This window comes from Nostoc sp., from assembly GCF_036917375.1.
In the GTDB taxonomy this organism is placed as follows: Bacteria; Cyanobacteriota; Cyanobacteriia; order Cyanobacteriales; family Nostocaceae; genus Nostoc.
This window is the reverse complement of sequence record NZ_JBALDN010000094.1, coordinates 237,683-254,357: the sequence shown is the minus strand read 5'-3', so window position 1 is coordinate 254,357 and position 16,675 is coordinate 237,683. Positions and strand designations below refer to the sequence as shown.

General features: G+C 40.8%; 15 protein-coding genes and 1 tRNA gene. 7 read left to right on the top strand and 9 right to left on the bottom strand.

The annotated features are described in order from the left end of the window. Positions 1-124 precede the first annotated feature (124 nt). Positions 125-379, top strand: coding sequence for a hypothetical protein (locus tag V7K45_RS25645; RefSeq protein ID WP_335007742.1), 255 nt, complete (start codon positions 125-127; stop codon positions 377-379). Positions 380-488: 109 nt separating this feature from the next. On the opposite strand, the gene V7K45_RS25640 is transcribed toward V7K45_RS25645, so the two are convergent. After that, positions 489-686, bottom strand: a complete 198-nt coding sequence (locus tag V7K45_RS25640) for a hypothetical protein (RefSeq protein WP_335007741.1) — start codon at positions 684-686, stop codon at positions 489-491. A gap of 99 nt (positions 687-785) precedes the next feature. Between V7K45_RS25640 and V7K45_RS25635 the strand changes: the two genes are divergently transcribed. Next, positions 786-1,781: a tyrosine-type recombinase/integrase gene (locus V7K45_RS25635; protein WP_335007740.1), complete on the top strand. Its 996-nt coding sequence runs from the start codon at positions 786-788 to the stop codon at positions 1,779-1,781. A gap of 330 nt (positions 1,782-2,111) precedes the next feature. Here V7K45_RS25635 and V7K45_RS25630 read toward each other — a convergent pair whose 3' ends face one another. From V7K45_RS25630 to V7K45_RS25610, 5 genes are all read right to left on the bottom strand, one after another. After that, the gene (locus V7K45_RS25630) at positions 2,112-3,266 is read right to left on the bottom strand and encodes an Arm DNA-binding domain-containing protein (RefSeq protein WP_335007739.1); all 1,155 of its coding nucleotides are present in this window, start codon (positions 3,264-3,266) and stop codon (positions 2,112-2,114) included. Between the two features lie 185 nt (positions 3,267-3,451). Continuing rightward, positions 3,452-3,524 (bottom strand) — tRNA-Phe (locus V7K45_RS25625). Between the two features lie 74 nt (positions 3,525-3,598). After that, positions 3,599-4,468: a metal ABC transporter permease gene (locus V7K45_RS25620; RefSeq protein ID WP_335007738.1), complete on the bottom strand. Its 870-nt coding sequence runs from the start codon at positions 4,466-4,468 to the stop codon at positions 3,599-3,601. Positions 4,469-4,479: 11 nt separating this feature from the next. Next, complete coding sequence (locus V7K45_RS25615; RefSeq protein WP_335007737.1) at positions 4,480-5,256, bottom strand: metal ABC transporter ATP-binding protein; 777 nt, start codon at positions 5,254-5,256, stop codon at positions 4,480-4,482. Between the two features lie 78 nt (positions 5,257-5,334). After that, entirely contained in the window at positions 5,335-6,276 is a 942-nt protein-coding gene (locus tag V7K45_RS25610) for a metal ABC transporter substrate-binding protein (RefSeq protein ID WP_335007755.1), read from the bottom strand. 388 nt (positions 6,277-6,664) lie between these two features. Here V7K45_RS25610 and V7K45_RS25605 point away from each other — a divergent pair, with 388 nt between their 5' ends. Continuing rightward, complete coding sequence (locus V7K45_RS25605; protein WP_335007736.1) at positions 6,665-8,287, top strand: iron uptake porin; 1,623 nt, start codon at positions 6,665-6,667, stop codon at positions 8,285-8,287. A 260-nt stretch (positions 8,288-8,547) separates the two neighbouring features. Here the strand turns inward: V7K45_RS25605 and V7K45_RS25600 are convergent, their stop codons facing one another. Together V7K45_RS25600 and V7K45_RS25595 are read right to left on the bottom strand one after the other, a co-directional pair. Next, the gene (locus V7K45_RS25600) at positions 8,548-9,171 is read right to left on the bottom strand and encodes a TenA family protein (protein WP_335007735.1); all 624 of its coding nucleotides are present in this window, start codon (positions 9,169-9,171) and stop codon (positions 8,548-8,550) included. Between the two features lie 105 nt (positions 9,172-9,276). After that, complete coding sequence (locus V7K45_RS25595) at positions 9,277-10,047, bottom strand: pentapeptide repeat-containing protein (protein ID WP_335007734.1); 771 nt, start codon at positions 10,045-10,047, stop codon at positions 9,277-9,279. A gap of 669 nt (positions 10,048-10,716) precedes the next feature. Between V7K45_RS25595 and V7K45_RS25590 the strand changes: the two genes are divergently transcribed. Next, positions 10,717-10,983 (top strand): type II toxin-antitoxin system HicA family toxin, encoded by a 267-nt coding sequence (locus tag V7K45_RS25590; protein ID WP_292703480.1) that lies wholly within the window; start codon positions 10,717-10,719, stop codon positions 10,981-10,983. Beyond that, entirely contained in the window at positions 10,967-11,179 is a 213-nt protein-coding gene (locus tag V7K45_RS25585; protein ID WP_099103575.1) for a type II toxin-antitoxin system HicB family antitoxin, read from the top strand. Before V7K45_RS25590 ends, V7K45_RS25585 begins: the two co-directional genes overlap by 17 nt. A gap of 633 nt (positions 11,180-11,812) precedes the next feature. Here the strand turns inward: V7K45_RS25585 and V7K45_RS25580 are convergent. Next, complete coding sequence (locus tag V7K45_RS25580) at positions 11,813-12,874, bottom strand: L-histidine N(alpha)-methyltransferase (RefSeq protein WP_335007733.1); 1,062 nt, start codon at positions 12,872-12,874, stop codon at positions 11,813-11,815. Between the two features lie 212 nt (positions 12,875-13,086). On the opposite strand from V7K45_RS25580, the gene V7K45_RS25575 reads away from it, so the two are divergent. After that, positions 13,087-14,865: an ABC transporter ATP-binding protein gene (locus V7K45_RS25575; protein WP_335007732.1), complete on the top strand. Its 1,779-nt coding sequence runs from the start codon at positions 13,087-13,089 to the stop codon at positions 14,863-14,865. Further along, positions 14,862-16,661, top strand: a complete 1,800-nt coding sequence (locus tag V7K45_RS25570; RefSeq protein WP_335007731.1) for an ABC transporter ATP-binding protein — start codon at positions 14,862-14,864, stop codon at positions 16,659-16,661. Before V7K45_RS25575 ends, V7K45_RS25570 begins: the two co-directional genes overlap by 4 nt. Positions 16,662-16,675 lie beyond the last annotated feature (14 nt).

Genomic DNA, 16,675 nt, shown 5'->3' with positions numbered 1-16,675 from the left:
TTACTCATGACTCAAATCAACACCACTGTTTTGAGTTTAACCATTGAATTTTACCCACTTGACAAGACTCTAATTTTCTTAACTTGACACCAATGTAGCTATTCCCACCTCACATAGGTGAATTATGATTACCCAAAGCTTTTTATCTAGCGTCGAAGAATCGAGTATAGCAACCAATAGTTCAAGCGAGGTTCAGACTGTGCAAGGTAAAGAACCACTAAAACATCTGTTAATTGGTTCTTCTAAAGCTGTAACCAGTACAATTTATCATTTACAAGTTATTGGCTATGCAGATGTTGGTGATTGGAGTCCCTTACTACCTAGCCCTAACCCAGGTGAAGTCATGAGCATTTTAAACAGACCTATTGTGGTGCAGTAACTATAACTATTTACTGGGGCTGTAGTAATATAGCCCTATTTTTTGAAACAAAGGTTACTCACGGTGTCTTCCTGAGAAAATAACTTGAGAACGCAAGCAGTATTGATTTTCAGGATTCTTCTGAGCAAATACCTTCTTTAAAAGCAGCTTCTGTAATTACCCTTCTTAACCAAGCGGACTTATCCGGCAGTGCCTTAATGGCCAGGTCTACTTTTGGTGAAACTTTTACACACAGCGGTGTCTTAGCTAATGGCTCATTTTCCATTGGCTCAAAGTGTTTGAGATTGTCTAATTTGTTCTTTTTCATTGGTATACACGTGATTGGCTACAAACTGAATACACACTTTTATTAAACTCATTTAGTAATAGGGATGATGAGCCAGACGAAAAACTGACTTTTAAAGAAATGTTAGATGTTTTTGAGGAAAAATATTTTCGTAAACGTAAAAAAGGACGAAAATCTCAAGATAGTGTTTCTCAATATCGACAATTTATTATCCGTGCCTTCCAATTTAAAGAGCATTTTGACTTTTACCTGTCCAAAGAAGATATTGATAAAGCAATATATTCAACTGAAGCTGGTTCCTCTACTAGAAACAGAACAGTAGTTGCCCTGAAAGTTTTTTTAGGTTGTTTTAAATTTGAATATGAATTTGCAACAGGGATAACTGCTGGTTATAAACCAGAAAAAAGAATTTTACCAACTGATGCTGAAATTATTGATGCTTGGCACAAAATTCAAGTCGAAGGCAAATGCTGCCAATATGAATATAGAGGTAATGGAGAATCTTGGGGTTGGATATTTGCAGTGATTGCTACTTACGGTTTAAGACCTCATGAAGTATTAGCGATAGATTATGAAAAATCTTTTCAGCCTCCATACTTCCCTGTATATATTAATGAGCGAATTACTGAAGGAACCAAAACTGGTTCAAGAGTTGTCTACCCACTTCCATATAAATGGGTAGAGTATTTTGACATCGCTAATCCCAAAACAAAATATATAGATGATTCTAGAGAGCTTTTTCAGACAAAAATCCGAACATTTGCCGACCGATTTGGCGAGAGATTAAAAACCAAGGGCATAAACTTTAGAGCTTATGACTTGCGACACCGCTATGCAATTCGAGGACGTGAATTAGGATTAGATAGCCATGAATTAGCAAAGTGGATGGGTCATACTTTGGATGAACATACCCAAACTTATCAAAAGTATTGGACTGACAATTCACATTCTATTGTTTATAAAGCAGGACTGCGACGCATTGAGGAGTTAGAAAGAACTAAAAATGGAGGACTTTCTATTAGCCAACTAGAATCTGAATTAAAGAAGGCTGAGATTCATATTGCTCAATTGGAAGCTGAGTTGTGTTTCAGAAAAAAGCTAGTACCACAAAAATGATTGAGTAACGAGACGCTATTTCTGCCCCTAGTTATCACACTTATGTCAGAATTAGCTCATCATTTCTTGTTCCAAGTTTATTTTTGTGGTATTCAATAGCTTCCTTGATTACCATCGCCAGTTCTATTCAAAATAAGTTTTATAAGTTAAACTAAACTTCTTTGAATTGCAAATTTTTTATTTTACTGTTTAGTTTGACAATAAATACAATTATTCCAGTAGAATGAATTGATAAACCTCATCAAAATTGATAGGGTTTATTTTAGAAATATGAACTTCTGCAACAGAGAAATAAGTGAGACTGTATTAATCAAGGTTTCTTAAGTCAACTTAGGAAAGGTTTGGAGGTCTAAGGTTGGTAAAATTAGTGGCACCATAATGATTGTCAATCATTTTGGCAGAGGTTCCAGTCCATCGCCCGATTGCTGTGCTGTTAATATGTGACTCCACACACAAACTGATAAAGGTATGTCTTGTCTGGTAACTTTTACGATACGGTATGCTGCATTTGGCTAATATTGCTTTCCATGCACGATTAGAAAAATTGTGATGGTCGATAAACTTCCCTTTTGGGCTGGTAAAAATTAATGCTTCAGGTAATGGTTCTTCTGTCCTAATGTCATCTAAAATCGCTTGTAGTTCTGAATTAATCGGGAAATCACGCTTTCTTTGTGTTTTTAGTCCCTCCTTCAGAACTAAGCCATCTTCAGAAACCACAACAGATTCTCGAAACTGAACCGTACTATTTGTAATGTGTTTCCACTTCAAAGCAACTGCCTCGGATGGTCTGCATCCAGTAAAAAACAGAAAGCGTACATAGTGGGTGTAATGGCTATAGTAACGATCGCTAGCAAAAGTACGAATAATTAAATCTCTTTCTTCTTTACTAAAGGGATTAATATCTTGTTCTTCAGTAGCACCCTTGGGTGCTTTTATTTTCATAACAGCAAAAGGGTTAGTGTCGATTAACTTCTCTTCCATTGCCCAGTTGCAGCAAGCTTTGAACTGAGTTAAACAACGCTTTGCAGCATCTGGAGTTAAGTTGGCTAAAAGATAATCTCGTATAGCGGATGCTTCATCTAGCGATCGCGTTGATAACTTAGCGATGTGATTTCGATGCTTGACAAAATCTTTGGCGTAGGTACTAGGACTAACTTGCGGTTTCTTAAATTCGCTATACCTATCCCAAAGTTGGTCTAATTCGAGTTTAGGCTTTTTAATGGGTGTAATGGGTGTAATTGTAGTGAGAGCAGATTGAGGTTGGTACTTCTGTAGAGTTAAGTCCAATCGCTCACAGAGTATATCTTTCTCGATCTCAGATGCCTTAAGTTCAGCTAATTTGCGGTTATTTGGGGTATCTGCTAAACCAGTAGAGATGTAGTAACGCTCGCCCCTATATCTAAACCGCAACTGCAACCGACCATTAGAGTTGATGATAGAGACAGAACCCTTAGATGCCCGCCCTGTAGGAGTTTTGGAGAACATAACTTTATAAGGTGTAATTACTCCTCTATTCTATCCTTTTTACACCCAATTTACACCCATTTTTTGCCTAAAGATATCTAAAAATACCTAAAATTCCTTTAAGATTTAGAACTTTTTTTTGATTATTCAGGCTTAGTAAAGCAAAAACCCCTTGAAATTCAACCATTTTAAGGGGTTTGTTAGGATGCCAGGAACCGGACTTGAACCGGTGACACGAGGATTTTCAGTCCTCTGCTCTACCAACTGAGCTATCCCGGCTGGGGCTTTTGTGAGCCACGATTAATCAATGTAGCAAAGATAAAAGAATATAGCAAGTGTTTGGAGAAAAATAGTTATGCAGCTTTCAAACTCAACTTAAACCAAATGAAAACGGCTACAAATAGGAGAAACTGGACAAGAACAATACTTGGCCCAGAAGCAAGGTTGAAAATACCTGAGACAATGATGCCAGCAATGCTGCTGATGGAACCAACTATCACCGACATGACTAGAAAGCGGCTAAAGTGGTGACTCATCAGTTTAGCGGTGGAGGCGGGAATGACCAAAAAGGCGTTCACCAGTAAAACACCGACAGCTTTAATCGCCACAGCAACGGCGAGTGAAAGCAAGACCACAAAAGCATAGCGGTATAATTGGACGGGAACGCCTTGAACTTGGGCGACATCGGGGTTAAGGGTCAATAAAATTTGCTGTCGCAGAGTTGATAGTAAAAATATGCTTCCTCCCACAAGGACTAGCAGCGTCAAAATCAAATCTGTGGTGTCGATCGCTAGAATATCCCCAAACAGTACAGCCATCAAGTTGCCACGATATCCTTTAATTAGGCTCGTGAGAATTAAACCGATCGCTAATGCCCCAGATAGCACGATGCTAAGTACGCTATCGCTTGTTAAGTCGGTTTTGTCGATAAAGTAAAGAACAATAACCCCAAAAACTAAGGTAAAAGGTAATAGCATCCAAGTAGGATTTACCTGTAGCAGCACACCTAACGCCACACCTACTAGTGCTGCATGACCAACCGCGTGGCTGAAAAATGATAACTGACGCAAGGTGACAAAACTGCCCAACATACCGCCAAGTATTCCCATTAAGGCAGCACCGATAAACGCACGCTGTATTGAGGCAAGTTGTAACAACTCTAGCAAGTCATTACTACTAGCGATCGCAAGCGTTGGTATCTGACAATCATTGAATAAATTCATACTTATAGATATTAATGTTGATGCTGGTAGCGGCTGAAACCTGGGCCATAGGTTGCTAACAGATTTTGTGGTGAAAGGGCAATTTCTGGCTTACCAGTACAAACAATGCTTTGGTTTAGACAAAGGACGCGATCGCAATGGCGATTTACCATATCAATATCGTGAGAAACTTGTAATACTGTCCAACCCTCTTCTCGCTTTAATTCATTTAGCAAAGCATAAAAATCTGCTGCACCTTGCACATCAACACCAGCAAAAGCTTCATCTAGTACCAAGAGTTTCCGAGGCATTACCAAACAATAAGCCAATAAAACCCGCTTGAGTTGACCGCCACTAAGAGTACCAATAGCTTGATCCTGTAAATGATAAGCATCAGTTCGCCGTAAAGCTTCTGTTACTGCTGCCGATTTTTCTCGGTCTTGTTTCCACAGCTTGGAGAAAAATGAATTCTTTTTTTTCCCTTCCTTAGTCCATCCCAGTCCGACTAATTCGCTGACAGAAATGGGAAAGCTGCGGTCAAAAATAAAGTTTTGCGGCATATAGCCCAACGTGTGGCGTAAATGCCCTAATCTGGAAATTGGACGACCCAAGATTTCAATCGTCCCAGCACTTCGAGGTATCAAATCTAAAACCGCTTTTACCAGGGTACTTTTACCAGCACCATTGGGGCCAACGATGGCTGTATCTGTTCCTGGCAATAATTCAAAGGAAACATCTCGAACAGCTAGATAGCTGCCTTGATAAACAGTTAATCCTTCTACTTTCAAAATAGGAATGTCATTAGTCATTAGTCATTAGTCATTAGTTATTGGTCATTAGTCATTGGTCATTAGTCATTTGCAAAGGACAAAGGACAACTGACAAATCTATTTACACGATGTTTCTAGAGTTTGCAAATTCGCTTTCATTGCCTTGAAATAATGCTGTGGATCTGTTTCGCCAGTTTCTAGAGAATCCAGAGTACGCAAATTTAATTTCAAGTCTTTAGAGAGGCTGTTCAGCAGTTTATTATCTACTCCTGGTTCGCTAAATAAAGCTTTAACTTTGTATTTTTTCACGGCGCTGACGGCATTTTGCACATCTGTTGGTGAAAGTTGATCTTCGGGAATTTGCACCACAGCAACTTGCTTGAGGTTATAGCGTTTAGCTAAATATGGAAACGCATCATGAAAGGTAATAAAGGTACAAGTGGGATTTTTTTGTAAAGTCTGCTGAAATTCACTGTTTAAACTTTCTAATTCTTTAATATAAGCTGTAGCATTTGCTTCGTAAGTAGCTTTGTTCTTCGGATCGGCAGCAATTAATCCATCTCGAATATTTGTTACCTGCTGTTTTGCTAAAACTGGATCTAACCAAACGTGAGGATTACCCTGACTTTGTTCGCGGTCTTTTTCATCTGGCGTTGTTTTTACGACAGGTGAAATTTCATTTAAGGGTTTTATACCAATACTTGCATCAATTTCAGTTAATTTGGGATTTTGGGCATTTTTGACAGTACCTTCCAGAAATTCCTCCAAGCCTAAACCATTTTTCACTAATACCTTAGCAGTAGCGATCGCTTTGACATTTCCTGGTGTCGCTTGATATTCATGTACCTCCGTACCAGGTGGTACTAGAATTTCTACATCTGCAACATCCCCAGCTACTGCCTTAGTAAACAAATATATTGGCAAAAATGTCGCTACTACTTTAGTTTTTCCCGACTGCGCCTGTGGGATAGAAGCAGCTTCTTGTGCTTGCGGTAACTGTTCGGAAGTTGTTCCCTGATTTGGATTCGATTGGCTACACCCAGTAGCCATTGACAACATTAGCAGAGCAATTATGGGCAAGATGCCGCTTCTTTGCCTACCTGTTCTAATTTCTCTGCAATTCACTATCACGATATTTCTCCTCAAAACGGATGCTGACTCTGCCTCTGTCAAAATTCCTATTGACAACTTTCATACTATAATAATTCTCATTCTCATTCTCAGTACATAATATCATTCTGGGTTTACTGTGTAATGAGTCATAACAAAACTTTTTCAGACGTACAGCCCTCTGCAATTTAGTTTTCCTTAAATGATTAGGGTTTGTTGACTTTTTTTGTTAAAAAGTTCCCTCCTTTCTGATAAGATTGCTGACAAATATTCTCATAAAATACACGTTAAAAAAACGTGGTTTCGGTGTGAATTGGAGATCAGTGTGAGGAGAGAAATGGAAAAATTTTGGAAATATCTGCTAGTTAGTCCAGCAGTCTGCGGTGTCATGCTATTTGTAAATACTGCTACATTTGCAGGTGAAACATCGGGTAAATCTGAAATCAATCAACCGCAAGTTTTAGCTAATCCAGACGCAAGAGCTACGAACATCGCGCCAGACCAGAAAATGGGGCAAGTTACCTCCGTGTCTCAATTTTCCGATGTACAACCCACTGACTGGGCATTTCAAGCATTGCAATCCTTGGTTGAGCGTTATGGCTGTATTGCAGGATATCCAAATAGCACTTATCGCGGTAATCGGGCATTAACGCGATATGAGTTTGCTGCTGGTTTGAATGCTTGTCTCGATCGCGTTAACGAACTTATTGCTACAGCCACTGGCGATTTAGTTAACAAACAAGATTTAGCCACATTACAAAAGTTGCAAGAAGATTTTTCCGCAGAACTGGCGACACTCCGAGGCCGTGTGGATGCAGTAGAAGTACGCAGTGCGGAATTGGAGGCGAATCAGTTTTCAACTACAACTAAATTGCAAGGACAAGTTGTCGCAGTTGTCAGCGATGTGTTGTCAGGAAATACAGTCAACGGTGCAGAAATTACAGACGAGAATACAACTTTAGGGGTACGGGCACGGCTAGAATTAGTAACCAGTTTCACAGGGAAAGATACGCTGTTCACCAGAATCCAGGCTAATAATATTCTCAGTCCTAACATCGGTACGCCAGAGGGGAACTTATTTTTTACTGGCGAGGATGGTACTACTGATGCAGCCATAGATGCCTTGTATTACAAATTCCCTCTGGGCGAAAAAACAGAGGTTATCGCTATTGCTAATGCTGGTGCAGCAGACGATCTTACCAGCACTGTCAATCTTTTTGATGGTGATGGTGCTTTTGGTGCTTTGTCCACCTTTGGTACGCGTAACCCAATTTATAACCAAATAAATGGTGCGGGGTTGGGAGTAACATACGAGTTCAGCGAAAAATTGGCATTAAGTCTAGGGTATTTGAGTGGTACAGCTAATAACCCTACACCGAATAATGGTTTGTTCAATGGTTCTTACGGTGCGTTGGCACAGCTGACAGTTAAACCAAGCGATCGCATTTCTATCGGTTTAACTTACATCAATTCTTACAATCAACCACTACTCACAGGTAGCAATGCCGCCACTTTCCAGGATATAGCAGCTATCCAGGGTTTACCAGAAGATCAAGTAGGATTTTCCAGTAATTCTTACGGCGTCCAAGCATCCATTGGCATCACTGATAATATCGTCTTGGGTGGTTGGGCTGGATATACCAACAGCCAAAGCTTGAGAGGAACCCGTGGAGACGTTGATATTTGGAACTATGCTGTCACCTTGGGCTTCCCTGACCTCGGTAAAAAAGGTAACTTAGCAGGTATCATCGCTGGTATGGAGCCGAAAGTGACAAGTTCTGACATCGCAGGGTTGGATAGCGATCCTGATACATCCTATCATCTTGAGGCGTTCTACCAGTATAAGCTGAGTGACAATATCACCATTACTCCTGGAGTCATCTGGTTAACATCTCCAGATCATAACGACGCTAATGATGATGTTGTTATTGGTGCATTGAGAACCACATTCAGTTTCTAATTTTTTAAAATCTTAAAAGAAGACGCAAAAAATAAATTTGCGTCTTTTCTTTGGTGTATAGTTTTAAAAACGGAACTCATACCATTTTAGATTTTAGATTTTGGATTGGGAATTGCCTTGGTGCGTCTGGCTTGGTATGAATCCATCTGTCGCAATCATTTTTCAAATTGGTCTCAACATTTTTACTGGGCTTGATATCTTCAAACAACGTAAGTTAGATAGATAGGAAACGTCAAAAAGGTTGCTCTATATGAATTTGCTCAACTGAACATCCACGCAGCCTGAAAAAAGTCGCGTTCACAAAACATCGCATAACGATAAGTTGAATGCACAACAGAATCAGTAGCGGCATAATTGTCAACCAAATTTTCTAATTGTTGTGTTAGGGGCAGAAAATCTGCGCTGCTATAAGTACGAATCCAGTCTGCATATTGATGATTAGGAATACCGTTACCAGCCAATTTTTCTCCTAAAAAAGCATACAAACGCATACAGGGAGACATCGCCGCAGCAGTTAAACCCACATCTTTGCTCCAAGCAGTTGCTAACAAAAAATCAGTATAGCGGCGGGTGGCAGATGCAGGTTCTACAGAATACAAATTGACTCCCCACTCAGAAGCATAACTACTATGCAGCCGCAGTTCTTCTAAAACTCCACTAGCTAAATTATGAAATGTGGTGAAACCTAACCAGTCTGGTGCTTTAGCTGCGGCGATACTGTAGGCACGGGCAAAAGCTTCTAAGAAAAAAGCATCTTGCCCTACGTAGTAAGCAAATTTAGCTCGCTCAAGAGTACCATCGCCAATGCCTTGAACGAAAGGATGCTCTAGGCAAGCTTGGGCTAAGTCTTGATTTGCTGCCCATAATTCGTTAGATAAAGTCATTTGTCATTTGTCACTTGTACTGAGCGTTCGCGTAGCGTCTCGTTCGCGTTAGCGTCTCCGAAGGAGAAGAGAAGCCGAAGTATTTGTCAACTGTTATTATCCCCTTTAAAAAGGGAAGAACTGGAGCAAGACTGAGCCAATACTTCCCAAAAAGTCAACGAAGCTGGGCTTACCAGTACTTACCTTTTCATTGACGGGTGTTTGCAGTTCTTTTATAAAAGTTTGGGCTGTTAGGGTTCCAGTGTTGTTGTTTTGGGATGTAAACAATTTTTCCGCAACTTGAGCATCTTGGAATGCACCTTGTCTATCTAGTATTTGGTAACGGGCGACACCACGAGCGAGATAAGCATCCGCATATTCTGGTTTAATTGCGATCGCTTGATTAAAATAACTGATTGCTTGCTGTTGGTTGCCTTTTTGCCCTTCTGCTACACCCAAAGCATAAAATTCTGCTGGTGAAGCAATTTGTGATGGTATCGCAACTGCACCTTGAAAGTTAGTCCCATTCAAGTAAGCGCCAGTTAGTTCGGCATTTGCTAAATAAGTATTTCTCAAATCAGCACCCGTCAAATTTGCCCCATTAAATTTAGCTTCGCTCAAGTTAACGCCAAATAAACTCGCGCCACTTAAGTTTGCACCCCGCAAATCTGCGCCGCTCAAGTTTGCGCGGCTAAGGTTAGCACCTGTGAGATTAGCACCGCTCAAATTGGCTCCAGATAAGTCAGCCATCACTAAACCCGCACTCGTCAAATCACAGTTTTGACATTGTTTGGTTGCCAATAACTGTTTAACGTGTTCAGAGTTTGCTGCTTGTACGGTTGTTGTCAAACTAATTGTGGTTAAAAATGCAACTGTACCCAAAAGTTGGTTTTTCATATTTGTGTAATATTTTTTACTAAACATCAATATTGACTGAGATGGATTTATACCTCAGCATTATGATATGAGCAATCTCAATAATTTGTCCTCTGTAGTTGCCTATATCACTGATAAATTGGCGATACCTTTCCTATGGAAGGCTATGCTAAAGGATTCTAGTAGTCTGCCAACCCAAAAATGCTAAGTGAGGACTGGGGAAAGGGGAAAGGGGAAAGGGAAAAGGGTAAGGGATTTAAACCCTTTCCCCCTTCCCCCTTCCCCCTTCCCCTTTACCCCGCCAAGTGAACTTGGCGAACTACTAGAAAAGTTGTGAAAGTATAAATTGAGCCGATATTAAGACTACTAACCCCAGTAACAAGGGTAAATGAGCATCATTAGTCAAGATAAATGATACACTCTACTAAAGACGAAACTGGTGTCACAAAATTAAACTCACTGCAAAATATCGCTTCAAAGAAAGTATCTATAACATCCAAATAATTAGTATTTTTTAAAATCAAGCAAATTACTAGAGTAGTATCCAAGCCTAAAGTTTGCCCTGATAACTGGACTAGTCATTATCATCAGGGATGCTCTGACTCAGCAGCAAAACTATAGATTTGCTTTTGGATACTCTGATTTTAAATAAATATGAGACTATAGAAATATTAAGGCAGTCAGAAAAACGTGAGTCAGCAAGACAAACTCTTAGACAAAATTCTCTCTGGGACTTCTGATACAGATATCCCTTTCGCCCAACTGTGGCAACTTTTATATACACTAGGCTTTGAAGAACGGATTCGTGGCGATCATCGTATTTTTGTCAAAGCCGATGTTGAGGAAATATTGAACCTGCAACATAAAAAAGGAAAAGCCAAAAGTTATCAAATTAAACAAGTTCGGGCAGTGATTCTCAAATATAAACTAGGAAGTAAAAATGATGTTTCGGTATGAAATTATTCTCTACTGGAGTGAATTAGATCGAGCCTTTATTGCTGAAGTCCCAGAGTTATCAGGCTGTGCTGCTGACGGTGATACTTATCAAGAAGCACTGCATAATGTAGAATTAGTTGTGCAGGAATGGATAGAAACTGCTAAGGATTTGGGGCGTCCAGTTCCTGAACCTAGACCGCGTTTGATGTATATTTAATTGATACACAAACCAAGTTAAACTGATTTTTTCGGATTATTCAGAAATATTTAATACCATATTAGACCTAAAAAATTCTATTGGCTGCCATTATAGTATCTAAGTTATAGCGATTCTCATTTGAATGGGTACACGGTATTGCCCATTATTGTCAATTTAAGCTCAAATCCTTGTACCACAAGTCGAATTACCCCTCTTAATCCCCCCGATATATTAGGGGAAAATAAGAAAATCCGGTTCCCTCCCCTTTATAACTACTGTGTACACACAAGTGTTGGTGCAGTGTATCTATCCCGCCTCGGAATAAATTCCGAGTCTCATAGCGAAAGTCTTCTTTTAGAGGACTAAAGAAGAAATTTAGTTCAGTCCACTTGAGTGGACTTTAGCCATCAGCCCGAAACTTTAGTTCTGGGCGGGATATTTGCTCAGTGTAAGACTTTCACGTGAACAGAAATATTGGGTGGGTAGGATTTTTAGGGATGTGTGTACACCGTAGCCTTTACAAGGGGGGATTAAGGGGAGTGATACGACTTGTGTGTACACCGTAGCCTTTATAAGGGGAGGGTTAGGGTGGGGTAAAAGAATATTTGATACATTAATCATAACTTTTCAAATATCCTCTAAGTGAAGAACTTAGTTACTGACAACCTTACAAATCACCATAATATGTGATTTGTATTTGTTAGTAGTATAGTGAATAAGTTGTAGTCCAGAACGTTCTATTTCTTGGAAAAGTTTAGGCAGTTCATACTTGTGATGTCGCCAGATAGTAATCTCTTCACCTTTAGAGAGTTCAATATTTTTATCTATCCCCATCCGACTAAAATTTATAGTGTAATCATGACGTAGTTTCAGATTAGCAACAATACTATCTGTTTTTAAATCGTATTTTCTCACTAATTCACAATCTTCCGATTTAATCCCAATCTTCTTTTTAACCCATCCATATACTTCTTCTACATGGTACTTGCAGCCACCTCTAACTATTCCATCCCATGTAGAGTTAGAACCAGTTTCATTAGTAAATACTAAAAGATCATTTTTTCCCATGCTGTCTCTAAAATTTTTGAAAACCTCATCTCTATTTTGATGATTTCCTATGGTAACTCCTAAGTGGAAAAATATTTTCGCTGTGTCATCAATTTCAAGGCTAGCTTGATTTTGGAATAAACTTTTGGGTACAGAACTACTTTCTATGTCAATTGTGGAACTGATAAACTCGACTAGTGGAAACCATTTTCTGAAATTGCTTTTGGAGACACGAAGCAATTCCTCACTAATGTCTAAAGCAACATATTTATTAACTTTACCTAGTTTGTTTAGTCTGCGAATAAACTTTTTAATTGGATAGGAATTACCTGCACCAACGTCTATAATATTTACTCTTTCACCAATATTTATATTGTCATTCAGGTATTTGAAATTATCTTTTAAAAGGTCAATTTCTACATTTGCTCTACCATACCATCTAGGAATAGCATATTTGAGATAAAAATCGTTCCAAATTTTTGCGCCTCTTCCTTTATACGAATACTTGAGAGGGATTTCTCGTCTGACTTCTAATGCATGAATTATTCCTAAAACTTCTTCTTCAGAAAAAAGAGAGTAGAACTCAGAACTTGGCTTTGCTGTGCGACTGATATTAGTTGAGATATCCGAGGGAAGTTGGGAATTACGATGAAAATGTTGAGCCATTATTCTTGTTCTTTGGTTTTTTTCGGTCTTGAAATTGATTAGCCGCAATGCTTACCAAAAATGTATTCTCCCATGCCACTGTCCCAAAACTCGGAATTTCCACCACAAATAAGAGCGCTACTCTGTATTTCACATTCGCCACTATCAAATGGCCAATTGTTTTTTTACAATCAAAGTACGATAATTTTCCAAAGATACAGGGGTAAATACCGTTGGTTCAGGAACCAGAACTCCAGGAAACTTCCTCAATAAAGTCAACCCAGCGTGTGCTTAAGAGTTTAAGCACTTACCGATGGACTTCACTGGGAGCATTGGTGAGCCTGTTGCTGTTGACGATCGCAAACGCACTCACCCCACAACTATTTCGGTGGGGAATTGATGAAGGAATATCGAAAAAAAACCTCCAAATTGTGCTATACAGCGCCGCCTGGATGGTAGTCGCGGCGATCGCTCGTGGTGTATTTAATTTTGGACAAAGCTATCTAGCAGAAGCAGCGTCTCAGGGTGTTGCTTATGAACTGCGAAACAAAATTTTTAGTAAAATCCAAAATCTTAGTTTCAGCTTTCATGACCAGGCGCAGACTTCCCAACTACTAACCCGTGTCACCAGCGACATTGAACAAATTCGTACATTTGTTGGTACTAGTTTAATTCAGGTCGTCGGTTCAGTTGTGACATTGGTGAGTATTTCGGTGGTTTTACTGGTGATGAACTGGCAATTAGCACTGATTAGCCTAACAGCAGTACCCATAACCGCTTGGTTAATGGCACGATTTGTCAGCCGGAATAACAAACTTTTTCGGCACGTACAAGAGCAACTGAGCAACCTCAATGCTATATTGCAAGAGAACTTGCTAGGAATCCGCGTAGTAAAAGCCTTTGTGCGGGAGTCAACCGAAAGGTCGCGTTACACAACTCTGAATGATGGCCTAGTCAAGGCAAACATGAAGACCATTAGCGCCATCCGTGATACCTTCCCCTTGATATTCTTGCTGAGTAATTTGGTAACACTGGTAGTTTTCGGCTACGGGGGAGCGCAGGTAATTGGAAATCGGTTCTCCATTGGCGAACTAGTGGCGTTTAACTCCTACCTAGCATTGATACTACAGCCGATTTTGTTGATTGGATTTGCAGCACCCGCGATCGCTCAAGCAGCAGCTTCCGCCGAACGAGTCTATGAAGTTGTGGATGCAGAAGTAGAAATTCGCGATCGCCCCGGCGCTGTCCCATTTGACAGCTGCGGTGGTAGAATTACCTTTGAAAATGTTTCCTTTCGCTATCCAGGAGCGACAAGCGAAACTCTCAAAGAAGTTTCCTTTGAAACCAAGCCCAACGAGCTAATCGCCGTTTTAGGAATGACTGGTTCGGGAAAAAGCACAATTATGAACCTGATTCCCCGCTTTTACGATGTCACCAAGGGAGCAGTTCGCATTGATGGACGAGATGTAAAAAATTTCACACTCAAAAGCCTCAGATCGCGTATTGGGATTGTATTTCAGGAAACCACCCTCTTCTCAGGCACAATCCGCGAAAATATTGCCTACGCCAAACCCGATGCAACTTTAGAGCAAGTGATTGAAGTTGCAAAAACCGCCCAAATGCACGATTTTATTAGCGCTTTACCCGATGGCTACGAGACGATTGTGGGCGAACGGGGCGTGGGCTTATCTGGAGGACAAAAACAACGAATTGCGATCGCTCGTACCTTATTAACTGATTACAGCATTCTGATTTTAGACGATAGCACCTCGGCTGTAGATGCCAAAACTGCTGCCCAAATTCAAGCCGAACTAGATGACTTAATGCACCAAAAAGCTTGTACAACCTTTGTAGTCGCTCAACGTATCAGTACCGTCCAGAATGCCGATCGCATTTTTCTCATGGATAAAGGACGATTGGTAGCACAAGGCACTCACGAGGAATTGATGCAAACCAGTCCACTCTACGGTGTAATTTTGGAATCTCAGGTAAAGCCGAAGGAGAAAAAATGAGAGGCACTATTCCCGTTGTTGCATCTGAGGAAAACGCGAGTCAGAAATCCACCCTGCGGCGCTTTTTACAATACGTGCTACTTTATCGCAAAGAAATTCCCATCGCCCTGACATTAGTATTAATTGGTGCGATAACTCAGGCAGTTGGGCCATTCTTTCTCGGCTGGTCGATCGATCGTCTGATTGCACAAGGGGATTTACAAGGACTGCTGGTATTGTTAGGGCTACTAGGGCTGAACTACGGACTTGGTGTCTTAGCAATTCGGGGTCAAATTATTCGAGTCGGCTGGATTATGCAGCGATTGCTGGCTCAACTAAGGCAAGACATTTTCATTAAAATCCAAAGTCTGCCACTCAGCTTTTTCGATCGCAGCGAAGCAGGCGATTTAATGAGCCGATTGCTGAATGATGTCAACACTGTGAATCAAGCATTTGGACTGACGATCGCCCAAATGCTGGGCAACACTTTCAGTTTGGTGGGCATCGTGATTGCCATGCTCTCAATCAACCTGCGACTTGGTTTGTTGAGCAATCTGGTTGTGCCACTGATGATTTTTACCACAAGCTTATTTGCACGTTGGGCAAGAGCCAGATTTCGCGTCACCCGACAAACCATTGGGGAACTTTCCGCCAAGTTAGAAGAAGATATTGGCAGCGTGCGAGAAGCGCAAGCATTTAATCGCGTACAGATGAATATCGCAGAATTCGACGTTCTTAACGCTGCCAATAGAGATGCCAACGTTGAGGCTGTGGCAATTACTTCCGCCTTTTTACCCTCCATTGATTTTCTCAACACATTAGCAACGGCTGGCGTACTAGCCTATGGCGGTTATCTAGCGGTAACAGGAGCTGCAACAGTGGGTGTAGTGACATCCTTTTTACTTTACGTCCAGCAGTTCTTCCGCCCGATCCAAATTCTCAGCCAGTTTTACACCCAAGCTCAATCTGCCTTCGCCGGATTAGAGCGAATATTTCTATTATTAGATGAACCGTCAGAACTCAAAGATGCACCCGATGCCACAGAAATGCCGCCTATTCAAGGTGAAGTGGCATTTGAGAATGTCAAGTTTGGCTACAACCCAGATCAACTGGTTCTCAAAGGAGTGAACTTGCACGCCTATCCAGGGCAGATGGTTGCATTAGTAGGGCAAACCGGTTCGGGAAAAAGTACAATTATTAACTTGATTTTGCGCTTCTATGATGTATCTAGCGGTGCAGTGAAAATTGATAATATTGATGTGCGTAGCGTGACTCAAGCAAGTCTGCGCCGTCAAATTGGCATCGTCCTGCAAGATAATCTTTTGTTCACCGGCACTGTCGCCGAAAATATAGCTTTTGGCGCTCCTTACGCCACTCAAGCTGAGATCGAAGCGGCTGCACAACTAGCAAATGTGCATGAGTTCATTACTTCACTACCACAGGGTTATACAACTCAATTAGGCGAACGGGGAGCGCCCCTGAGTCAAGGACAGAGACAACTAATCAGTATTGCTCGTGCGGTATTAATTAATCCCCGAATTCTGATTCTGGATGAAGCCACCAGCAGCATTGACACCCGCACAGAAGCGCTAGTACAAAGTGCGATCGCTCGTTTGCTCCAAGGTCGTACTAGTTTCGTAATTGCCCACCGCCTCAGTACAGTTACTCAGGCAGATCGGGTTTTAGTAATTCAGCAGGGACAAATTGTAGAACAGGGTACTCACGCCGAACTCATTAATCAGCAAGGTGTTTATGCCAACCTTTATGCTCTGCAACTGGGTGCAGCAGACACAATGGTTCTTCAAAATGAAAAGTAAAATATTATATATAG

Excerpts from the sequence above, each read along its gene's own strand:
- V7K45_RS25585 (WP_099103575.1), top strand. The coding sequence starts at position 10,967 with ATGATGTTTCGGTATGAAATTATTCTCTACTGGAGTGAATTAGATCGA.
- V7K45_RS25595 (WP_335007734.1), bottom strand. The coding sequence starts at position 10,047 with ATGAAAAACCAACTTTTGGGTACAGTTGCATTTTTAACCACAATTAGT.
- V7K45_RS25600 (WP_335007735.1), bottom strand. The coding sequence starts at position 9,171 with ATGACTTTATCTAACGAATTATGGGCAGCAAATCAAGACTTAGCCCAA.
- V7K45_RS25615 (WP_335007737.1), bottom strand. The coding sequence starts at position 5,256 with ATGACTAATGACATTCCTATTTTGAAAGTAGAAGGATTAACTGTTTAT.
- V7K45_RS25640 (WP_335007741.1), bottom strand. The coding sequence starts at position 686 with ATGAAAAAGAACAAATTAGACAATCTCAAACACTTTGAGCCAATGGAA.
- V7K45_RS25630 (WP_335007739.1), bottom strand. The coding sequence starts at position 3,266 with ATGTTCTCCAAAACTCCTACAGGGCGGGCATCTAAGGGTTCTGTCTCT.
- V7K45_RS25645 (WP_335007742.1), top strand. The coding sequence starts at position 125 with ATGATTACCCAAAGCTTTTTATCTAGCGTCGAAGAATCGAGTATAGCA.
- V7K45_RS25605 (WP_335007736.1), top strand. The coding sequence starts at position 6,665 with ATGGAAAAATTTTGGAAATATCTGCTAGTTAGTCCAGCAGTCTGCGGT.
- V7K45_RS25610 (WP_335007755.1), bottom strand. The coding sequence starts at position 6,276 with ATGTTGTCAATGGCTACTGGGTGTAGCCAATCGAATCCAAATCAGGGA.
- V7K45_RS25635 (WP_335007740.1), top strand. The coding sequence starts at position 786 with ATGTTAGATGTTTTTGAGGAAAAATATTTTCGTAAACGTAAAAAAGGA.
- V7K45_RS25620 (WP_335007738.1), bottom strand. The coding sequence starts at position 4,468 with ATGAATTTATTCAATGATTGTCAGATACCAACGCTTGCGATCGCTAGT.
- V7K45_RS25570 (WP_335007731.1), top strand. The coding sequence starts at position 14,862 with ATGAGAGGCACTATTCCCGTTGTTGCATCTGAGGAAAACGCGAGTCAG.
- V7K45_RS25580 (WP_335007733.1), bottom strand. The coding sequence starts at position 12,874 with ATGGCTCAACATTTTCATCGTAATTCCCAACTTCCCTCGGATATCTCA.